This window comes from Chitinophagaceae bacterium, assembly GCA_030053935.1.
Lineage (GTDB): Bacteria > Bacteroidota > Bacteroidia > Cytophagales > JASGCU01 > JASGCU01.
On record JASGCU010000039.1, the window covers coordinates 1 to 20,387 of the forward strand.

Sequence of the window (20,387 nt, forward strand, 5' to 3'; positions counted from 1 at the left end):
TTTAATTATAGTCGCTGTAATTTTTTTATAAAATTTGTGTATAACTTTATTTTGTATTTTTAAATATGTTATAATATTTTTATATCAATTAAATAATAATCAATATGTTATCTTTTTATAAAAACTTTTCAAAAATCTTTTTTGTATTTTTTCTTTATTTTTATTTTCGCATTTTTCAATAAAATAATTATTTATAATAGATAAAAAGAGATATTTTACTAAAAAACAATAATTATTTTTATATTTATTTTAAAATGTATATATTTGCATAGATTAGTATTTATATCAACTATTTTAATATACACTTAAAACTAAAACATTATGGAACCGATTCAGAAATACATGAGCGTAAAAATAAAATTTTTTATTTTATTTATAGCTTGTATTACCTTTCATGGGGTATATGCTCAATCTTCATATAATGATCGTATTAGTACTGAAAAAATCGGATTGAGGTTAGATATTATAGATGTATATCCAAACCCAAGTATAGACCATCTTATAATACAAATGAACACTAAAGATGTTCCTATAGCAGATCTGCACATAGAACTACACAGTATTATAGGAAATAATATCCTTACAAAAATTGAAAAAATATCTGATAATATATATAAAATAAACACCAAAGATCTTTCCCAAGGATATTACTTTTTGTTTATAAAAAGTAATGATTTAAAAATAAAAAAAACAATAAAGTTTTTAAAAAATTAAAATTGTGTATTTTACTAAAATAATTTTTTAGATTGGGACAATACTATGTGGAACGCAATAAAAATTGGAAATGGATACGATGTCCATAAATTAGAATTAGGTCGTGCTTTCTATCTTGGAGGTGTAAAAATTTCACATACACATGGATGTATAGGACACTCAGATGCAGACGTTTTAATACACTCTCTCTGTGATGCTCTTTTAGGAGCTTTAGGATTAGGAGACATAGGGCATCATTTCCCTGATACCGATATGCAATACAAAAATAAAGAGAGCATCTTTTTTTTGAAAACAGTAGTAAAACTCATACGAGAAAAAAAATTTGAAATCGGAAATATAGATACTATCGTCTGTTTAGAACAGCCAAAAATAAGTCCCTATATACCCGAAATGAAAAAAGCACTTTCAGAAGTAATGCAAATAGAGAGAGAAAATATTTCTATAAAAGCAACTACATCTGAGGGACTCGGTTTCGTAGGGAATAAAGAAGGAGTAGAAGCATATTCGGTCGTTTTGTTATATACATTATAAAAATTTTTTTTACCATAAAACTAAACACAAATCATAAAACAAACATGTCATATTTATTTACATCAGAATCAGTTTCAGAGGGGCATCCAGATAAAATAGCAGATCAAATATCAGACGCTATGGTAGATCATTTTTTAGCTTTTGATCCGCATTCAAAAGTAGCATGTGAGACACTTGTAACAACCGGCCAGGTAGTTTTGGCAGGAGAAATAAAGTCCAATACATATATTGACGTGCAACAAGTTGCCAGAGATGTTATTAATAAAATAGGATACACAAAATCAGAATATCAATTCGATGGAAACTCATGCGGGGTACTTTCTGCCATTCATGAGCAATCCGCAGATATAAACAGAGGGGTTGATAGAGGAAAACCAGAAGAACAAGGAGCAGGTGACCAGGGAATGATGTTCGGCTATGCTACCAACGAAACAGAAAATTATATGCCTCTCCCTCTTGATTTAGCACATAAAATTTTAAAAGAACTTTCTCTTTTACGAAGAGAATACAAAGAAATAAAATATTTACGTCCTGATGCAAAATCACAAGTAACCATAGAATATGCTGACGATAACAGCCCTATACGAATAGACACCATTGTTGTTTCTACACAGCACGATGATTTTGGTAAGGACGAAGATATGCTAAAAAAAATTAAATCAGACATTATCAATATTCTAATCCCAAGAGTAAAAAAATCTCTTCCCGCACATATTCAAAAATTATTTACCGATAAAATAAAATATTTTGTAAACCCAACAGGGAAATTTGTAATTGGAGGACCACACGGAGATACAGGATTAACGGGAAGAAAAATTATCGTAGATACTTACGGAGGAAAAGGAGCACATGGAGGAGGAGCGTTTTCAGGAAAAGACCCCAGTAAAGTAGATCGGTCAGCCGCTTATGCTACCCGACATATAGCCAAAAATTTAGTAGCAGCGGGAGTATGCGACCAAGTACTAGTTCAGGTCTCTTATGCCATAGGAGTAGTAGAACCAATGGGAATTTTTATTGACACCTACGGATCCGCAAAAGTAAACCTCAAAGACAGCGAAATATCTCAAAAAGTAAGTGAAATATTTGATATGCGACCTGGTATTATAGAACAAAGATTAAAACTCAGACAACCAATGTATTCAGAATCTGCTTCTTATGGGCACATGGGAAGAACATCTGAAGTTATCAAAAAAAAATTCACTCGCCCCGGTGAAACCAAAGAAGTAGAAGTAGAACTTTTTACATGGGAAAAATTAGACTATGTAGAAAAAGTAAAATCTTTTTTTAAACTAAAATAGAAATTATATAGCACCATAATGAAAAAAATACGTATATTTGTTTTATTACTATTTTGTGCAAAAAACATATATTCTCAAGATTTTAAATTAGGATTGAAAGCCGGCGCTAACTACTCTTTTATGAGTATTGAAAAAGAAGTAGCTCCCCTTGTAGAAAGCTATAGTACCGGAAACTCTAAATTCGGTTGGCAAGCAGGTATTTTTGGAAGAATAGGAATATTAGGTTTTTTTGTGCAACCAGAAGTATTATATAATAATTATAACGCAGAAGTAGTAATACAAGAAACAGGGCAAAGTAAGACGACCAAAAATTTGTCATATTCACAAATAAACATTCCTCTTATGATAGGGTATAAATTTATCAATATTATAAGAATAAATGTAGGCCCCTCTTTCCATTACAATCTATCTGTAAAGCAAGACGGATCCAATTTAATAGAAAATGTTTCTTCACCAAAAAATTACACAATAGGTTGGGAAGGAGGCATTGGAGTAGATATATGGAGATTTATTTTTGATGCAAGAGTTTCAGGAAGCTTTGATAATTTTAAATTATCTACCCCTCTTACCAATAATTCAAAGTATGAAACAGAAAATAAACTGTACTCCATCAGCGTTTCAGTTGGATATTCTTTTTTTTAAGTATATTAAATAATACATTATATAATTTTTTAACCACTATAAATAAAATGAAATACTTATCTTTCATCACCATATTATTGTTTTTTGGATATGTATCCTTTGGACAAACATCATCACCTGTAGTATTGCAAAATCAAGCATCAAATACTTCAGGACCTTCTATACAATTCTTAGTATCAGAGTATGATTTTAAAGATATTGCAGAAGGAGAACTTGCTAATTGTACTTTTGAATTTGTGAATAATGGAACTGCACCTCTTATTGTCAATGAGGTTCAACCATCTTGTGGATGCACTATTCCCGAATGGAGTAAAGAACCTATTGCTCCAAAAGGAAAAGGAACTATTAAAGCACAGTACAATACAATAAATAGACCTGGTTCTTTTAAAAAAGCCCTTACAGTACTATCTAACAGTGCAAATAGTCCAAATATGATTATCTACATAAAGGGAAATGTGATACCCAAGCCCAAAAACTAACATCAAATCCACTCCGAAAAGTCATTTTTACAGAGATATTAGGGTTTAAAACTATTGATATTCAAACTGTTATAAAACTATAAATGAATCTAAAGTACTTTTTCGGAGTGGACTCATGTTTTTAATGGTATGAAAAATATTTACTTCACAGCGTGGTTCAAAAATACTTTTGTAAGAATAACACTAAGAAACATAACAATAAAACATACATAAATAACTAAAATAAATAAAATGCGAAAAATTGGAATTATAGGTTCAGGAGTAGTTTCCCAAACATTGGGCACAGGATTTTTAAAACATGGCTATCAAGTAATGCTTGGTACAAGAGACAAATCGAAACTTACAAAATGGCTAAAAGACGCAGGAACTAATGCATTCACTGGCTCATTTGCTGATGCAGGTAGGTTTGGTGAAATAATTGTTCTTGCAGTAAAAGGGACAGTGGCAAAAAAAACACTAGACCTTATAGGACAAGAAAATCTTAAAAATAAAACTGTAATTGACACTACCAATCCAATTGTAGATGCGCCTCCAATAAATGGTGTGTTGAAGTTCTTTACCAATTTTGACAAATCATTGATGGAAGAATTACAAGAAATAGTACCTGATGCAAATTTTGTGAAGGCATTTAACAGTGTAGGAAGTGCATTTATGGTAAATCCTTCTTTTGAAAGTAAACCAACTATGTTCATTTGTGGAAATAATGAAAATGCCAAAAAAGAAGTATCAGAAATTGTTGAACAATTCGGTTGGGAAACAGCTGATTTTGGAAAAGTAGAATCTGCAAGAGCCATTGAGCCATTATGTATACTTTGGTGTATTATAGGATTATCTAAAAATGAATGGACTCATGCTTTTAAATTATTAAAAAAATAATCAATTACAAATATTTTGTGTTGATTTTGAAACAATTAATGAACAAAAACTTTTGGGAATAGAATCTTTTTTAATTTTATGAAAAATATTTACTTCACAGCGTGGTTCAAAAATACTTTTTAGTAATAAATATACGAAACATTGCGAATAGTTCAATAAAATGCTAAAATATAAGATCTATTTTTTGTTCAATATTGTTATTATGAGTACTCCAATTACGGCTCATGAAAAAATTGATAGTGTATTTACAGAAGTAATTTCATTAAATAAACAAGAAAGAGAACCTTTTGAAGGAATAGATGTTTCATGGCAAAATGGCAGTGATAGAAGATCTGGTAGTATTTTTAAGAACCTAAAATACTTTACTCCGAGTGTTTTAATAGATTTTAGTTATACACATTCATTTAATAATCCGAATGATAACACCGTAGTCGGCTCTACTGCATTAGCAAGAAATAATGAAATACAGCTTACAGCTTTGCATTTTGGAGGAGATTTTTATTACCATAGAGTAAGGGCAAGAGTCATGACACAATTTGGAACTCGTTCTGTTCTTCTCCCGAGGAATGATTTTAGTGTGTATAAAGGTCAGCATCAACTAGCAAAGATTTATCGTTACATAAGTGAAATATACGTTGGCTATCATATAAACAAATGGTATGGAATAAATATAGATGCGGGACTTTTTGCATCCTATATAGGGCTTAATTCTTATTATAATGCAGAAAATTGGGAATACCAATGTTCTTTTACCGCAGATAATACTCCCTTGTTCTTTAATGGTATACGACTTCAGGTATATCCTACAAAAAATACAAAAGCAGAACTACTTCTAATAAATGGATGGCAAAGCTATGCAAGATTCAATAATATGCCTGGTATTGGAAGTAATATTACATGGATGTCATCTAATAGTAACATGAAACTTCTAACAAATAATTATTATGGAACTGATGCCACAGGAATACCAAGTCGCATTCGTTTTCATTCCGATAATAGTTTTTTATTTCGTTATTATAACAATCCGGAAGCCCGAGGGGTAAGCAAAATGGCTTTTTCTTTTACAGTAGATTTTGGATTTGAAAAAGGAGGAGGAGTAAATGGTTTTGTAGATGGTGATAGTGTAACAGGTCCTGCACAGTACTTTGTAAGTAGTATGTTTTACAATAGAATATGGTTCTTAAAAAATAAGTACGCATGGACACTCGGTGGAGGATTTATAGTAAATCCAGGAAGGTATTTAGTACTACTGCCAACAGGGCAAGCAAGCCCATTACCTAATCCGAATGATCCTACTAAACCAGAAGGGGCTTTTCCTTTTACTGCTAATCCGGGAGATAGTTTTTCTGGATGGGATTGCTCTACAAATTTTGATTATATGCCAAACGATATGATTACTTTTAGAATGGAATTTGTTTATAGAATGGTCAATGTTCCATATTTTGCTGGTGCAGGCGGAGTTACTTCGCAAACGGGATACGTAACATCTGTTCTTGATCCAAATTGGAGACCGGACTTAGTAAAATCAGAAAGCAGAGTTTTATTTGCTGTGCTGTTTAGATTATAACTTTGAATCCACTATGAAAACCAAAACCCTGTTTTAGAAAGATAGAGCGTTTTGAAACTATTGGTAACACATGTGCGAAATCACAATTATGTCAAAAATGATTTTTGGGAATGAACCTGAATAGTTACAATATTTTATCTTTTAAAATTTGAAAATAGATCCATACAAAAACTACTCCAATTTGTAAAACAAATATTAAATATAATTTTGTTCACTTTTAGATAATAAAAAATGTTTACTGAAAAAGAAAGACAGCAAATAGAAGCAAAAGGAATACATATACAAGAAGTAGAGAACCATATACAACGATTTCAGAATAGATTCCCTTTTCCTCTTATAAAATCACCTGTTATATGTTTAAAAATAACTCCCGAACAAGAAGAGTACCATCTTAAAAAATTTTACTCGCTCGTAAAAAAGAAAACCCTTCTAAAATTTGTTCCTGCATCAGGATCTGCTACACGAATGCTAAAAGACCTTTATGAATTTAAAAATATATACTATAAAAAAACAAAAGAAGAAGTAGCACAGATATTCCATCCTGTACAAAAAAGCCCCATAAAAGATTTTTTTAATAACTTTCATCTTTTTCCTTTTTATAAAGATATAGAAGAAATACTCAAAAAAAAAAATGTGTCACTTTCACAACTCTTCGAAAAATATGATTTTATACCCATCATAGATTGTCTCTTACAAGATATTGGGTATGAAAATTATCCAAAAGCACTTATACCATTTCATTCGTATAGAAATAAGAATGGGAGTATCTTGTACACTACCCCGATAGAAGAGCATCTTATAGAAGCAGTTGATTATATGAAAACCCCTCATAACAAAATAATAAAAGTTCATTTTACCGTCTCCGCAGAACACAAAGACACCATTCAGGCATTTGTAAAGCAAAAACAATCCTTCTATGAAAAAAAACTAGATGTGCAATATGAAGTATCTTTTTCTGAGCAAATGCCATCTACTGATACTATAGCCGTAGATGAAAATAATACTCCTTTGCGGGATGAAAATGGGAATCTCATTTTTAGACCATCGGGACACGGTGCTTTACTTCATAACCTTCAGAATGTAGATGCAGATATTGTGTTTATTAAAAATATAGATAATATCGTAAAAGAAGAACTTAAATATGAAACATACAGATACCAAAAAATAATAACAACCATGCTTTTAGAACTTCAATCACAAGTTTTTAAATATATAAAAGCACTCCAAAATACATCCATTCCCAAAGAAAATATTACCAATATTTTTAGTTTTTTAGAAAATGTTATTCATGTAGAAGTGCCCGCCACTATCACATTAGAACCTCTCAAACAGCAAAAAAAATACATACTATCTAAACTGAATCGCCCAATCCGTATTTGTGGAATGGTTAAAAATGAAGGAGAACCCGGAGGTGCTCCGTTTCTCTGTTATGAAAAAGAAAATAACTCTTCTTCTATACAAATAATAGAAAAAGCACAAATAGATGAAAATGATACTTCACAGGTATCTATTTTTAACCAATCTACTCACTTCAATCCTGTCTTTATGGTATGTGCATTAAAAGATTGGAAACATAAAAAATTCTCACTTACTCTTTTTAGAGATGAAAATGCGGGGATCATAACCCAAAAATCTCTCAAAGGAAAAATATCAAAAACATTAGAACTTCCCGGACTGTGGAATGGATCTATGAGTAATTGGACCACCATTTGCATAGAAATACCATCTATAACCTTCGCACCAGTTAAAAAAATTACCGATTTACTTCATAAATATCATCAATAAAAAAATCATATATTGAAAGAAGAACAAAAAACAGTGGCAAAAAGTAGAGTTATAAAAACAGAACTCGTGATGCCTAACGATACAAATGTAATGGGAACACTCTTCGGGGGAAAACTTATGGCATGGATGGATATCGCTGCTGCTATCTCCGCACAAAAACATTCCAATACCCCCGTAGTTACTGCTTCCATTGATAACGTATCTTTTAAAGAACCTATCAAAATAGGAGATACTGTTATTATTACAGCACAAGTAACAAGATCGTTTAATACTTCTATGGAAGTATTTGTAGAGGTTGTAAAAGAAGAATATGTATTCAAAAAAACAAAACAAGTAGCAAATACCGCTTTTTTTACCCTTGTAGCAGTAGACACACAAGGAATGCCTTTCAAAAGCCCGCCAATAATACCCGAAACAGAAATAGAAATAAAAATGTATACTGATGCCCTTAAAAGAAGAGATATGAGGATTGAATCTCATAAAAAAAATAACCAATAAACATATACAAGCTGATAATATTTTTTGGTTTTCTCATAATTATATTTTTACAATCTTAATAGGATGTATACTGCTAAAATACATTGTTCATAAGTTCTCAAATCCGGTTGCAAAAGAAGCCAAATAGTTTTTCTAAGCCCCCTCCATCTCTCTTTCTTGTATTGTATACCTACTCAAAAAAACTCACATACAATAAGACCGTTGTGAAACTAAAACATACACCTTATTTTTATATAAAATTCTCCTAAAGTCTTTAAAATGAGAGATTTATTGCATGTAAAATTATCGTTTCGCAACAGTCTTAATGAGCGTAAATAATCCCAACATTCGAAAGTATTTATTATTTTATGTATTTGTATCACTTTTATATGTTAAAACGAGAAAAAATTGGAACACATACCAAAAATAACCAAAATAAATATTATGTTATTATTTTATTTTTTCACGAGTCTCAATGTTATTAAGAGCGTATTTTTATAATTAATGTATTGTAAAATGATTTTTTACATTAACAAAATTTTATTGCATATATTTCTTTTTCAAAACATTATTTTTATGTATTTGTAATTTTGTAATAAATCTATATAATTTGGTTCGTTTTTGTAGTTATCATACAACAATAAAAAATGTTATTGCATTAAATTATTATGCGTATCATATTTGCTTTTTCATAATTTTATAAATTTATAAAAATGGGGAACGTTCTCATCATCGGTGCAGGTTCTGTTGGCAGGGTAACGGCATACAAATGTGCCTGTAATTCAAATATTTTTCATAAAATAGTAATAGCAAGTAAAACAAAAACTAAATGCGATACTATTGCATCTTTTATTCAAAGGAAATTAGGAATAAAAGTATATACAGCATCATTAGATGCAGAAAAAATAGAAGACACTCTATTCTTGATTCATACATTTCAAATAGATATTGTGATAAATGTAGCTCTCCCATACCAAGATCTTTTCATAATGGAAGCGTGCCTACATTCGAAAGTTCCTTACATAGACACAGCTAACTATGAACCCAAAGATGAAGCACATTATCAATATAAATGGCAATGGGATTATGATGCAAAATTTCGAAAATCTGGTGTTATGGCTGTCTTAGGAGCAGGATTCGACCCTGGAGCAACAAATATCTTTACCGCGTATGCTGCAAAACATTATTTTGATGAAATACATTGTTTAGATATTATTGATTGTAATGCAGGAAACCATGGAAAGGTTTTTGCTACCAACTTTAATCCTGAAATAAATATCAGAGAAATAACACAAAAAGGAAAATTTTATGAAAATGGGAAATGGCATTTTACAAAACCTCACGAGATAAAAAAAGAAATATTCTATCCCGAAATAGGAGTTCGTTCTTCGTATCTCATTTTTCATGAAGAATTAGAATCCTTAGTAAAACACTTCCCTACTCTCAAAAGAGCAAGATTTTGGATGACCTTTAGTGAAGAATATCTCAATTATTTACGAGTCATAACTAATATAGGAATGGCAAGCATAGAACCTATATCTTACAACGGAGTAGATATTGTTCCTCTTCAATTTTTAAAAGCAGTATTACCAAATCCCGGCGACCTTGCAGAAAATTATACGGGATTTACTTCTATTGGATGCAAAATAAGAGGGATAAAAGACGAACAAGAAAAAACTTACTTCATCTATAATAATTGCTCGCATACCGAAGCATATAAAGAAACAGAATCTCAAGCCATCTCTTATACCGCGGGAGTGCCTCCCGTTATTGCTGCAATGCTCGTTTTACAAAAAAAATGGAAAGGAAAAGGAGTATTTAACGTAGAGCAGTTAGAACCCGATTTTTTTATGCAGGAAATGAGCAAACAAGGGTTACCCTGGAAAGAAGAATTTGACCTCCCATTAAACATGGATTAACAATAAAACAATATGGAAAATAATAACGAAAAAGAAAAAATACTAAAAGATATCATATCTCACGCAAAAGAATACGGTTTTGTGTATCCATCAAGCGAAATATACGACGGACTACAAGCAGTTTATGACTACGGCTTATACGGAGTGGAATTAAAAAACAATATCAAGAAAGCATGGTGGGAAAGTATGACCCTACTCCATCAAAATATTGTGGGAATAGACGCTTCTATATTTATGCATCCTACTACTTGGAAAGCTTCGGGGCACGTGGATAGTTTTAACGATCCGATGATTGATAACAAAGATAGTAAAAAACGATACCGTGTTGATGTATTATTAGAAGACAAGGCAGCAGAAATAGAACTAAACGGAGATGCTGAGGAAGCAAAAAAACTTCTCCAAGAAACAGCAACATTACTGGAAAAAGAAGATTTTAAAGCATTACGAGAACTCATAATAAAACATAACATTGTATGCCCCTTATCAAAAACAATGAATTGGACAGAAGCAAAACAATTTAACCTTATGTTTTCTACACAGATTGGGTCTGTTGCAGAAGAATCCGAAACCATCTATCTCAGACCAGAAACAGCACAGGGTATTTTTGTAAATTTTTTAAATATTCAAAAAACAGGAAGAATGAAAATACCATTTGGAATCGCACAGATAGGAAAAGCATTTAGAAATGAAATAGTAGCAAGACAATTTATCTTTAGAATGCGTGAATTTGAGCAGATGGAAATGCAATTTTTTATCCGACCGGGAGAAGAAATGAAATGGTTTGAATATTGGAAAACAATACGAACACAATGGCATAAAGCAATTGGAATCCCTGCCCACACCCTCAAAATAAAAAAACACGAAAAATTAGCACATTATGCTAATGCCGCTGTAGATATAGAGTATCAATTTCCTTTTGGATATAAAGAAATAGAAGGAATCCACAGCAGAACTGACTTTGACCTCAAAAATCACCAAGCATTTTCTCAAAAAAAACAACAATATTTTGACCCCGAAATCAATCAATCTTATATTCCGTATGTAATAGAGACCTCAGTAGGAGCGGATAGATGCTTTTTAGCCGTACTCTGCAATGCTTACACGGAAGAAATCACAGAACAAAATGGGGAAACAAAAACAAGGTTCTTTCTCAAACTGCATCCCGCACTTGCCCCTATCAAAGCAGCCATTTTTCCTCTCGTCAAAAAAGACGGTCTCCCTGAAAAAGCAAAAGAAATCTTTGAATCTCTCCGATATGATTGTAAAGTTATCTATGAAGAACAACAATCCATCGGCAAAAGATACGCACGGCAAGACCTTATAGGGACACCTTTCTGCATCGCTGTAGATTATGAAACTCTGCAAAATGATACTGTAACTATCCGAGATAGAGATACCTGTAAGCAAGAAAGAATCCCTATATCTGCCCTGAAAGAACTCATTATCAAAGAAGTTTCTATGAAAAGGATATTAGAAAATATCGAAAAAGTATAAAAACGAAATATTAGAACCCGCAGGTCCAACTCTCTGAACAAAAAAAAGAGTATCTGAAAAGGTGTTTTTGATACACTTATAGTTTTGGAACTATTTGATTATCAATAGGTTTAAAATTTAATAATTGTATAGAAAGGAATTTTCGGATACTCTCATATTATGTTTTTCCATATTTTATGGTTTATTAATACTCTTTATACCCACTCTTGGCTTTTGAATAGTGGTAGTATAGTAAAAAAATTGTTGCTTCTGATAATCAATGACTTATAATCTTAGAAATGGATACTTCCCATCTTATTTTAAAAAAATATTTTTACCGTGACTATTATTTACTATTAATTAGAATTATCTCCTAAAGAATTATTTTTTTTTTCTATATTTTGGATTCTTTTGTCTATTTCGGGGAGTTTTTGAAAGAGTGTAAATGATTTTATATATGGTATCTTCTCCATTGCAGGGCTTCCAAAGAGAATCATACTTTCTTTTTTAGGTGAGCGGGCTATTCCTGATTGTGCGGAAATCTGTGTTTTATGAGGTATTTTTAAAGCATTGGCAATACCTACTTGTCCCCCAATAATGCAATATTCTCCTACTTTAGTAGATCCTGATATTCCTGTTTGAGCAGATATTGCTGTGTGCTTTCCTATTTCTACATTATGCCCTACTTGTATAAGATTATCGAGTTTTACGCCTTCTTTTATGATGGTTGCTTCCATGGTGGCTCTATCTATTGTGGTATTAGCACCTATTTCTACATTATTTTCTATAATAACAATACCTATTTGTGGTATTTTTTCATATTCTCCGTTTTTATGAGTATTGTATCCAAACCCATCTGCTCCAATAACAGCCCCCGCATGGATAACACAAAAACTTCCTATTTTGCATCCGTAATAAATTTTTACACCGGGGTGTATAATAGTGTTATTTCCAATAATAACATTATTTCCAATATATGTCTGTGGATATAATTGCACGTTATCTCCGATTTGCACATTATCTCCGATGTAAGAAAAAGCTCCGATGTAAGCATTGTTTCCTATAATGACATTACTTCCTTTGTGAATAGGGTTTTCTATACCTGTTTTTTGACGAAGTATTTTTTTTTCGTATTCTTTCAAAAGAATAGAAAAAGCTGAGCGAGGATCTTCCACATAGAGAAGCGTTACAGGTATTTCGTTTTTTGGGATAAATCCGTTTTTTACTATTACGGCACTTGCTTGAGAGGTATATAAAAAATGTTCGTATTTTTCTGTTAAAAAAGATATAGAACCTGCTTCTGCATTTTCTATTCCCGAAGGGTTAAAAATTTCTCTGTTTTGGTCCCCTACAACTATTCCATTGAGCATTTGTGCTATTTCTTTTACTGTAAATATCATAGAGTGTTTTGAAAAGATGTTTATATGTTTTTTTTAAAATCAATATTCTGTATTTTCCATTTTAATTTATATTTTTTGAGGACAATATACACAATGAGTTTTCCTTCTGGATACGAGTATTGTCCGATGGAGTATATTAATCCATTTTGTGATTGTCCCTTATGAATAAATTCAAAATCCGTTGGAGGATGCTTTTTAAATATGTTTTTTATTTCTTGAATGGCTGTTTGTTTAGGAATAATTTCTTTTTCCTTATGGAAAGAAAATTTAACGGATGTGTGCAAGTATTTCTGTAATTCTTCTATACTTGCGTTTTTTATTGCGTTTTTTATGTTTTGTAATGTCTGTGTTTCTGTTAGAGCAAGAGAAGAAAAGAGTATATAGCTACAGAGTAAGTATGTTAGAGAAGTAGTCATTTTATTTTTTTATAGAAAAAGATTCTGATAGGATTTTTTGCAAAAACGGGATTAGTTCTGTAAGTTTACAAGCCCCCTTGTCTCCTTTTGAATGTTCTCTTATAGATATAGTTTCGGTTTCTTGTTCTTTTTCTCCTACTATGAACATAAAAGGAATTTTATTTATTTCTGCTTCTCTAATTTTTTTACCAATGGTTTCTACTCGGTTATCTATAAAACCTCGTATTTCATTTTCTTGGAGAATAGAAAATACTTTTTGGGCATATTCGGTAAATTTTTCAGATATTGGAAGGATAGCAAATTGTTCGGGCGCAAGCCAGAGAGGGAAATTTCCACCGCAGTGTTCTATGAGAACAGCAATAAATCTTTCTAAAGATCCGAAAGGCGCTCTATGTATCATGACAGGGGTATGTTTTTGATTGTCACTGCCAATGTATTCTAATTCAAATCTTTTGGGGAGTTGATAGTCTACTTGAATAGTTCCGAGCTGCCAATTTCGGTTGAGAGCGTCTTTTACCATAAAATCTAATTTGGGTCCATAAAAAGCTGCTTCTCCTTCTACTTGTTTTGTTTCTAATTTTTTTTCAGTAGCTGCTTCTATAATTTCTTTTTCGGCTCGTTCCCAAAGATCATCCGATCCTATATATTTTTCTTTATTTTTTGGGTCTCGGAGTGAAATTTGAGCAGTATATTTTTCAAAGCCAAGGGCATTAAATACATACAAGACGAGGTCTATAACTTTCATAAATTCTGTTTTTACTTGGTCGGGCATACAAAAAATATGAGCATCGTCTTGTGTAAATCCACGAACTCGGGTGAGTCCGTGGAGTTCGCCGCTTTGTTCATAGCGGTATACAGTTCCAAATTCTGCTAATCGGAGAGGGAGTTCTTTATAGGAGCGGGGTTTGCTTTTATAAATTTCACAGTGATGAGGGCAGTTCATTGGTTTTAAAAAAAATTCTTCGTGTTCATGTGGTGTTTTTATAGATTGAAAGGCATCTTTTCCGTATTTTTCATAATGTCCGGAGGTTATGTAGAGATCTTTATGTGCTATATGAGGAGATACCACTTGGCTATAACCGGCTTTTGTTTGTTGTTTTCGCATAAAGGTTTCTAAGCGTTCTCTGAGTATTGCACCTTTAGGTAACCAAAGAGGAAGTCCCATTCCTACTTTTTCAGAAAAAACAAAAAGTTCCATTTCTTTTCCAATTCTTCTATGGTCTCTTTTTTTAGCTTCTTCTAAAAAGGTGAGATAATCTGTTAGTTCTTGCTGTTTTGGAAAGGTGATAGCATATATACGGGTAAGCTGTTTATTTTTTTCATTTCCTCGCCAATAAGCTCCTGCTATATTGAGAATTTTTACTGCTTTTATGAACCCTGTATGGGGTATATGAGGACCTCGGCAGAGGTCTGTAAAATTCCCCTGCTGATAAAAGCTAATAGTTCCATCTTCTAATTCTTTTATAAGTTCTATTTTATAGGGGTCGTTTTTTTCTTGAAAGTATTGGAGAGCAGAGGCTTTGCTTACTTCTGTTCTTTTATATTCGCTTTTTCGTTTGGCAAGTTCTAATATTTTATTTTCCAACAGAGTAAAATGTTCTTGCTGAAAATCTACTCCATTGAGATCTACATCGTAATAAAATCCATTTTCTATGGGGGGACCTATTCCAAATTTGATACCTGTATAGAGAGATTCTAAAGCTTCTGCTAAAAGGTGGGCTGATGAATGCCAAAAGGTTGCTTTTCCTTCGGCATCATTCCATGTAAAAAATTGTATTGTTCCGTTTTCTTCTAAAGAGCTTTGGACATCTCTGATTTTTCCGTTAAACTTTGCGGATAGGACGTTTCTTGCTAACCCTTCACTGATACTTTGTGCTACTTGTAATCCTGTTATTCCTTTTGGAAATTCTTTAATAGCCCCATCGGGGAATTTTATTTTTATGATCGACATATTTGAATGAAATATAGAAATTATAGTGAGTGTTTAATTATAGGTAACTACTCAAGTTATAAATTTGTAATTATTTAGTTACTTGTTTTAGTTATGTAGAATAAAAGCCTTGTTTTATTGAGTTATTTTCAAATCAAATTTTTAAAAAAAAACAAGAAAGAAAGTATTGTTTTTAAGATTCTAAATCATTGATTATCAAGTAAAAAGAGTAGATAAATAATGAACGAATACATAAGAAAAGTTAAAAAATGTATTTAATTATCTTGTTTTTTAGAATTTAGATTCAATATCGACTCTTTTTATTTTTTAGGGGTGGTTTTTATAGGATAGGGGGCATCGCAGATTCCTTTGCTTATTCGTATGAGTTTTTTTTCAGTGAGTTTTTTTTTGAGGGGAGAGAAATGGTGTACGAATAGTATTCCTTCTATGTGATCGTATTCGTGTTGAATTATTCTACTTCTTACCCCACTAAAAGTTTCTTCGTATTCTTCCCAGTTTTCGTTGAGATATTGTATTTTTATGGTATCGGGTCTATATATTTTTTCTCTTATATCAGGAATGCTGAGACATCCTTCTTCTAACAAAGTTTTTTTTTCTGTTCTTTCTATAATAGTAGGGTTTATAAAAATTTTTTTGAAAGAAGATAATCCGGGTTCCAAATCTTCGGCTCCTGTTCCATCAACAATAAAAAGACGTATTCCTTTTCCTACTTGTGGGGCTGCTAGTCCGACGCCATTTGCATTATGCATTGTTTCAAACATATCGCAAATTAGTTTTTCTATTTCTGGTGTTTTTGTACTTATAGGTATTGCTTTTTTTTGTAATATTGTGTTACCGTATAAAACTATTGGTAGTACCATTTTTTTTATATTCTAAAAATGATTGTAAAATAATGACCGCACTTACTTTATCAGTGTTTTCTTTTGTGTTTCTATATTTTTTATTTTTTCCGCTCATAAGTATAGCCGCTTCTGCTATTTGAGAGGTAAATCTTTCGTCTATTTCGTAATAGGTATACGCATTGGAAAATTCTTGTTTGAGGTTTTTAATAAATGTGATAACCTCTTGTGTGCAATGAGTATCTTTATTTTGTAGGTTTTTCGGCATACCTATAACAAATCCATCGCATTTTTCTCTTTTCACATAGTTTTTAAGATATTCCATAGTTTGGGACTGAAGAACAGAATCTAAAAAAGTAGCAATTATTTGTTCAGGGTCTGTTACAGATAATCCTACACGTTTTGTTCCATAATCTATTCCTATAATTCTTGCCATTTTGGTTATGTTTTTATGTTATGAAAATAAAAAGTAAGAATTTTTTACCTTCCCATGTACACTAAAAGAATAGATATATCAGATGGGCTGACCCCACTGATTCTTGTTGCTTGTCCAATAGTTTCAGGTTTCAATTGTAAAAGTTTTTGGCGAGATTCGTTAGAGAGAGCAATAATTTTGTGATAATCAAAATGAGGATCTATTTTTAAATTTTCAAATTGGTTTATTTTTTCAGTTGTAATTTTTTCTTTTTCTATATAGTGTTCGTATTTGGTGACAATTTCTACTTGTTCTTTTTCCTCGTTAGAATAGTTCTTTAAAACCTCATATATGTCTGGAATAAGATGAGCAATAGTATCTATATTTATTTCAGAACGCTTTAAGAGGTTGATAAGAGGAGTTTTTTCTTTTATGGGGGAGGTGTTGAAAGGCACCAGAGCATTATTGAGTTCTTCGGGAGAAAATTTGGTATCCGTAAGGTACTCTGTAATTTTTTTGATATTACTTATTTTTTTGTGAAGTATTTGTAATCGCTTATCAGATGCTAGTCCTATTGTATGCCCTAATTGTGTTAACCTTACATCTGCATTGTCTTGTCTTAAAAGTATTCTATATTCTGCTCTTGATGTGAACATTCTATAAGGTTCATCTGTGCCTTTGGTTACTAAATCATCAATAAGGACACCAATATATGCATCGGATCGTTTTAGTATAAAAGTAGGTTTTTCGGTTACTTTCAGATGTGCATTTATTCCAGCTATTAATCCTTGACAAGCAGCTTCTTCATAGCCCGTAGTTCCATTTATTTGTCCTGCAAAGTAGAGGTTTTCAATAATTTGTGTTTCTAAAGTAAGTTTTAATTGTGTGGATGGAAAATAGTCATATTCTATAGCATATCCAGGTCTAAACATTTTCATGTTTTCAAATCCGGGAATTTTTTGTAATGCTTTGTATTGTACATCTTCAGGCAATGAGGTAGAGAATCCATTTACATATATTTCTACTGTATTCCATCCTTCTGGTTCTACAAAAATTTGATGTCTTTCTTTATCGGCAAATCTGTTAATTTTATCTTCCACAGAAGGGCAGTATCGTGGTCCTATTCCTTGTATTCTCCCTGCAAAAAGAGGAGATTTATCAAACCCTGTTTTAAGAATATTATGTACGTTTTCGTTTGTATAAGTGATAAAGCAGCTGCGTTGTTTCTTAAGAGGTTTTGTTTCGTCTATGTAAGAAAATTTACTGGGATGTTCATCTCCTTTTTGTTCTTCCATTTTTTCGTAGTGGAGTGATCTTCCGTCTACTCTTGGAGGGGTTCCTGTTTTCATCCTACCTGATTGAAAGCCCAAAGATATTAATTGTTCCGTTATTCCCGTAGAAGATCTTTCTGCAGTTCTACCTCCTCCCATTTTTTTTTCTCCTATATGAATGACTCCGTTTAAAAAAGTTCCGTTTGTAAGTATTACCGTTTTGCTGAATATTTCAACACCTAATGGGGTTTTTACACCTATGGCTTTTTTATCTTTTACCAATATTTCCGTTACCATTTCTTGCCAAAAGTCAATATTTTTATTGGCTTCTAATGCATATCTCCATTCTGAAGCAAATAACATTCTATCATTTTGAGATCGAGGGCTCCATACCGCGGGTCCCTTAGATTTGTTAAGCATACGAAATTGTATCATGGATTTATCAGATACAATACCCGACATTCCTCCAAGTGCATCTATTTCTCGGACTATTTGTCCTTTAGCTATGCCTCCCATTGCGGGATTACAGGACATTTGGGCAATAGTTTGCATATTCATAGTAATAAGCAAAACTTTGGATCCCATAGAGGCAGCAGCATGCGCAGCTTCACAACCCGCATGCCCTGCTCCTACTACTATAACATCATATTTATCAAACATGTATCGTTCATTGAAAAATATTTTAGTTCTTTTTCAAATCGGGTGGCTTGGGAAGAGTGTTAGTAGAATTTTTTTTGATGGGTTCTGTAGTAGGTGTTATACCCATATTTTTTAATACTAATTTAGAAACATCGGTTTCTTTATCTCCATACAAAAGAGCTTCAGCTCTCAATATATAAGTATACGCGTTTTCTTTTGCTATTGCATCAATTGATTTTTGAATTTTGTCGTATGCGGGTTGTAGTAACTGCACTTCTTTTTCTTGGAGAGATGTTTGTGCTTCTCTTTGAAATTTTTCAATAGATGCCTGTAAATTTTGTAATTCTTCTTGTTTATCAGACCTCTCTAACTCAGTCATTTTTTGATAATTTGTTTGAAAGTCCTGACCTTTTGATTGAAATTCTTTTACTTTTGATTCTAATCTATTTTCTAATTGTGATTTATATGCTTTCAATTCAGATTCTATCTGCTTTGCTTCAGGCATCTGGCTTAAAACATACTCTATACTCACATATCCTATTTTTATAGCAAGCTGCTGTGGATAAACAGAGGTGCTTATTACAATACACGCAAAAAATATACTTATTTTTTTTATCATTTTATTTGTTTGTTTATTAATTAAATTATTGTTTTATTCTTTTTTACTTTTTTGTGTTTTCGTTTTTGTATTTTCTTCGTCTATTACGCTATTATCATTATTGAGTCCAAGGGATTCTAACACTAAGTCTGTATAATCGTGAGTAGGATCTACATAAAGTACTACCAAATCACTGGATTTATCTAATAAGATTCCTAATCGTTGTGATTTTCTTACTTTATCAATGGCTTCGGCTACTTTATCTTGAACGGGTTTTATAAGTTCTTTTTTTTTTAGAAAATATAACCCTTCAAAACCAAATACTTTTTTATTATATTCCTTTATTTCTTCAAATTTTTTATCTATTGCTTCTTTCCTTTCTTTTCTTAATTCTACGGTTAATAAAATTTCCTCTGAATGAAATTTTATTTCCATCTGCTCTGCTTCTTTTGTCATGGTTTTCATTTCTTCTTCCCATTCTAAAGATACTTTTTCTAACTCTGCTTGTGCTTTTTTGTACTCGGGTAGTTGCCCTAACACGTATTCTGTATCTACTAAACCCCATTTTTGAGCATGGGTAGAAAAAACAATACAATAAAAAGCACAAAATAATACAATAATAATACGATACATAATTAAGGTGGGTTCTAAAAATTGTTTTTTAGGTTTTAATTTTTTAAATATATAAAAACCCATTTTATATATTTAAAAAGTCAAAACAAAAGTACATATTTCATTCTTATTAGTTTACATTTTTTCTAATTTTTCTAAAAAAATAGTTTGGATTCATCTTTTTTTATACTCTTTTACTGACTAAGCACACATATCTTATATAATTCCTAATCTTACTATTTGTTCATACCTACAAATGTTGTATGTTATGTTTATTAACCCAATTATTCCTGTAGCCCTTAATATTCCCACACTTCGTATACGTAACCCTTGCATACTTTGTTCCATAAAGCCAAATACATGTTCTATACCTGACGTAACTTTTGACTTTTTTCTATTCTCTTCTTCTGTTAATGGCTTGTTTCTATACCCTTTTTTACATACTTTATGTATCATCTCGCTTTTTTTAATTATTTCATCCTGCT

20 protein-coding genes are annotated in these 20,387 nt (G+C 31.7%); 11 read left to right on the plus strand and 9 right to left on the minus strand.

The window, feature by feature from the left end; all coding sequences use genetic code 11:
- The first annotated feature begins 321 nt into the window (after positions 1–321).
- From QM536_05505 to QM536_05555, 11 genes are all read left to right on the plus strand, one after another.
- Positions 322–714, plus strand: coding sequence for a T9SS type A sorting domain-containing protein (locus QM536_05505; protein MDI9356463.1), 393 nt, complete (start codon positions 322–324; stop codon positions 712–714).
- A 45-nt stretch (positions 715–759) separates the two neighbouring features.
- A complete protein-coding gene (gene ispF, locus QM536_05510) occupies positions 760–1,245 on the plus strand; it encodes a 2-C-methyl-D-erythritol 2,4-cyclodiphosphate synthase (GenBank protein ID MDI9356464.1) in 486 nt (161 codons plus the stop codon).
- A 44-nt stretch (positions 1,246–1,289) separates the two neighbouring features.
- Positions 1,290–2,543 carry a methionine adenosyltransferase gene (gene metK / locus QM536_05515; protein ID MDI9356465.1) on the plus strand — a complete coding sequence of 418 codons (1,254 nt, stop codon included), beginning with the start codon at positions 1,290–1,292 and terminating at the stop codon, positions 2,541–2,543.
- Between the two features lie 18 nt (positions 2,544–2,561).
- On the plus strand, positions 2,562–3,185 hold the full coding sequence (locus tag QM536_05520) for an outer membrane beta-barrel protein (protein MDI9356466.1): 624 nt from the start codon (positions 2,562–2,564) through the stop codon (positions 3,183–3,185).
- Between the two features lie 47 nt (positions 3,186–3,232).
- The gene (locus QM536_05525) at positions 3,233–3,664 is read left to right on the plus strand and encodes a DUF1573 domain-containing protein (GenBank protein ID MDI9356467.1); all 432 of its coding nucleotides are present in this window, start codon (positions 3,233–3,235) and stop codon (positions 3,662–3,664) included.
- 231 nt (positions 3,665–3,895) lie between these two features.
- Positions 3,896–4,540, plus strand: a complete 645-nt coding sequence (locus QM536_05530) for an NAD(P)-binding domain-containing protein (GenBank protein ID MDI9356468.1) — start codon at positions 3,896–3,898, stop codon at positions 4,538–4,540.
- Positions 4,541–4,742: 202 nt separating this feature from the next.
- A complete protein-coding gene (locus QM536_05535) occupies positions 4,743–6,107 on the plus strand; it encodes an outer membrane beta-barrel protein (protein ID MDI9356469.1) in 1,365 nt (454 codons plus the stop codon).
- Between the two features lie 231 nt (positions 6,108–6,338).
- Positions 6,339–7,892, plus strand: coding sequence for a DUF4301 family protein (locus QM536_05540; protein MDI9356470.1), 1,554 nt, complete (start codon positions 6,339–6,341; stop codon positions 7,890–7,892).
- A gap of 33 nt (positions 7,893–7,925) precedes the next feature.
- Positions 7,926–8,390, plus strand: a complete 465-nt coding sequence (locus QM536_05545; protein ID MDI9356471.1) for an acyl-CoA thioesterase — start codon at positions 7,926–7,928, stop codon at positions 8,388–8,390.
- 692 nt (positions 8,391–9,082) lie between these two features.
- Positions 9,083–10,288, plus strand: a complete 1,206-nt coding sequence (locus QM536_05550; GenBank protein ID MDI9356472.1) for a saccharopine dehydrogenase family protein — start codon at positions 9,083–9,085, stop codon at positions 10,286–10,288.
- A 12-nt stretch (positions 10,289–10,300) separates the two neighbouring features.
- Positions 10,301–11,782 (plus strand): glycine--tRNA ligase, encoded by a 1,482-nt coding sequence (locus tag QM536_05555; protein MDI9356473.1) that lies wholly within the window; start codon positions 10,301–10,303, stop codon positions 11,780–11,782.
- Positions 11,783–12,117: 335 nt separating this feature from the next.
- Here the strand turns inward: QM536_05555 and lpxD are convergent, their stop codons facing one another.
- The 9 genes from lpxD to QM536_05600 form a co-directional block, all read right to left on the minus strand.
- On the minus strand, positions 12,118–13,161 hold the full coding sequence (gene lpxD / locus QM536_05560; protein ID MDI9356474.1) for a UDP-3-O-(3-hydroxymyristoyl)glucosamine N-acyltransferase: 1,044 nt from the start codon (positions 13,159–13,161) through the stop codon (positions 12,118–12,120).
- 20 nt (positions 13,162–13,181) lie between these two features.
- On the minus strand, positions 13,182–13,577 hold the full coding sequence (locus tag QM536_05565; protein MDI9356475.1) for a DUF4783 domain-containing protein: 396 nt from the start codon (positions 13,575–13,577) through the stop codon (positions 13,182–13,184).
- Between the two features lies 1 nt (position 13,578).
- Complete coding sequence (gene thrS, locus QM536_05570; protein ID MDI9356476.1) at positions 13,579–15,528, minus strand: threonine--tRNA ligase; 1,950 nt, start codon at positions 15,526–15,528, stop codon at positions 13,579–13,581.
- Between the two features lie 299 nt (positions 15,529–15,827).
- Complete coding sequence (gene def / locus QM536_05575; protein ID MDI9356477.1) at positions 15,828–16,388, minus strand: peptide deformylase; 561 nt, start codon at positions 16,386–16,388, stop codon at positions 15,828–15,830.
- Positions 16,360–16,803: a Holliday junction resolvase RuvX gene (gene ruvX, locus QM536_05580; GenBank protein ID MDI9356478.1), complete on the minus strand. Its 444-nt coding sequence runs from the start codon at positions 16,801–16,803 to the stop codon at positions 16,360–16,362. Before ruvX ends, def begins: the two co-directional genes overlap by 29 nt.
- Positions 16,804–16,847: 44 nt before the next feature.
- The gene (gene mnmG / locus QM536_05585) at positions 16,848–18,713 is read right to left on the minus strand and encodes a tRNA uridine-5-carboxymethylaminomethyl(34) synthesis enzyme MnmG (protein ID MDI9356479.1); all 1,866 of its coding nucleotides are present in this window, start codon (positions 18,711–18,713) and stop codon (positions 16,848–16,850) included.
- A gap of 22 nt (positions 18,714–18,735) precedes the next feature.
- On the minus strand, positions 18,736–19,311 hold the full coding sequence (locus QM536_05590; protein MDI9356480.1) for an OmpH family outer membrane protein: 576 nt from the start codon (positions 19,309–19,311) through the stop codon (positions 18,736–18,738).
- 33 nt (positions 19,312–19,344) lie between these two features.
- Complete coding sequence (locus tag QM536_05595; protein MDI9356481.1) at positions 19,345–19,986, minus strand: OmpH family outer membrane protein; 642 nt, start codon at positions 19,984–19,986, stop codon at positions 19,345–19,347.
- Positions 19,987–20,118: 132 nt separating this feature from the next.
- Positions 20,119–20,387 (minus strand): transposase (locus tag QM536_05600; protein MDI9356482.1); only part of this gene is annotated, 269 nt, incomplete at its 5' end.

Bases quoted from the DNA above. Each gene is read 5' to 3' on its own strand.
- thrS (MDI9356476.1), bottom strand. From the start codon at position 15,528: ATGTCGATCATAAAAATAAAATTCCCCGATGGGGCTATTAAAGAATTT.
- metK (MDI9356465.1), top strand. From the start codon at position 1,290: ATGTCATATTTATTTACATCAGAATCAGTTTCAGAGGGGCATCCAGAT.
- QM536_05590 (MDI9356480.1), bottom strand. From the start codon at position 19,311: ATGATAAAAAAAATAAGTATATTTTTTGCGTGTATTGTAATAAGCACC.
- QM536_05550 (MDI9356472.1), top strand. From the start codon at position 9,083: ATGGGGAACGTTCTCATCATCGGTGCAGGTTCTGTTGGCAGGGTAACG.
- QM536_05530 (MDI9356468.1), top strand. From the start codon at position 3,896: ATGCGAAAAATTGGAATTATAGGTTCAGGAGTAGTTTCCCAAACATTG.
- QM536_05540 (MDI9356470.1), top strand. From the start codon at position 6,339: ATGTTTACTGAAAAAGAAAGACAGCAAATAGAAGCAAAAGGAATACAT.
- ispF (MDI9356464.1), top strand. From the start codon at position 760: ATGTGGAACGCAATAAAAATTGGAAATGGATACGATGTCCATAAATTA.
- QM536_05555 (MDI9356473.1), top strand. From the start codon at position 10,301: ATGGAAAATAATAACGAAAAAGAAAAAATACTAAAAGATATCATATCT.
- lpxD (MDI9356474.1), bottom strand. From the start codon at position 13,161: ATGATATTTACAGTAAAAGAAATAGCACAAATGCTCAATGGAATAGTT.
- QM536_05520 (MDI9356466.1), top strand. From the start codon at position 2,562: ATGAAAAAAATACGTATATTTGTTTTATTACTATTTTGTGCAAAAAAC.
- def (MDI9356477.1), bottom strand. From the start codon at position 16,388: ATGGTACTACCAATAGTTTTATACGGTAACACAATATTACAAAAAAAA.
- ruvX (MDI9356478.1), bottom strand. From the start codon at position 16,803: ATGGCAAGAATTATAGGAATAGATTATGGAACAAAACGTGTAGGATTA.
- QM536_05535 (MDI9356469.1), top strand. From the start codon at position 4,743: ATGAGTACTCCAATTACGGCTCATGAAAAAATTGATAGTGTATTTACA.
- QM536_05595 (MDI9356481.1), bottom strand. From the start codon at position 19,986: ATGGGTTTTTATATATTTAAAAAATTAAAACCTAAAAAACAATTTTTA.
- QM536_05565 (MDI9356475.1), bottom strand. From the start codon at position 13,577: ATGACTACTTCTCTAACATACTTACTCTGTAGCTATATACTCTTTTCT.
- mnmG (MDI9356479.1), bottom strand. From the start codon at position 18,713: ATGTTTGATAAATATGATGTTATAGTAGTAGGAGCAGGGCATGCGGGT.
- QM536_05505 (MDI9356463.1), top strand. From the start codon at position 322: ATGGAACCGATTCAGAAATACATGAGCGTAAAAATAAAATTTTTTATT.
- QM536_05525 (MDI9356467.1), top strand. From the start codon at position 3,233: ATGAAATACTTATCTTTCATCACCATATTATTGTTTTTTGGATATGTA.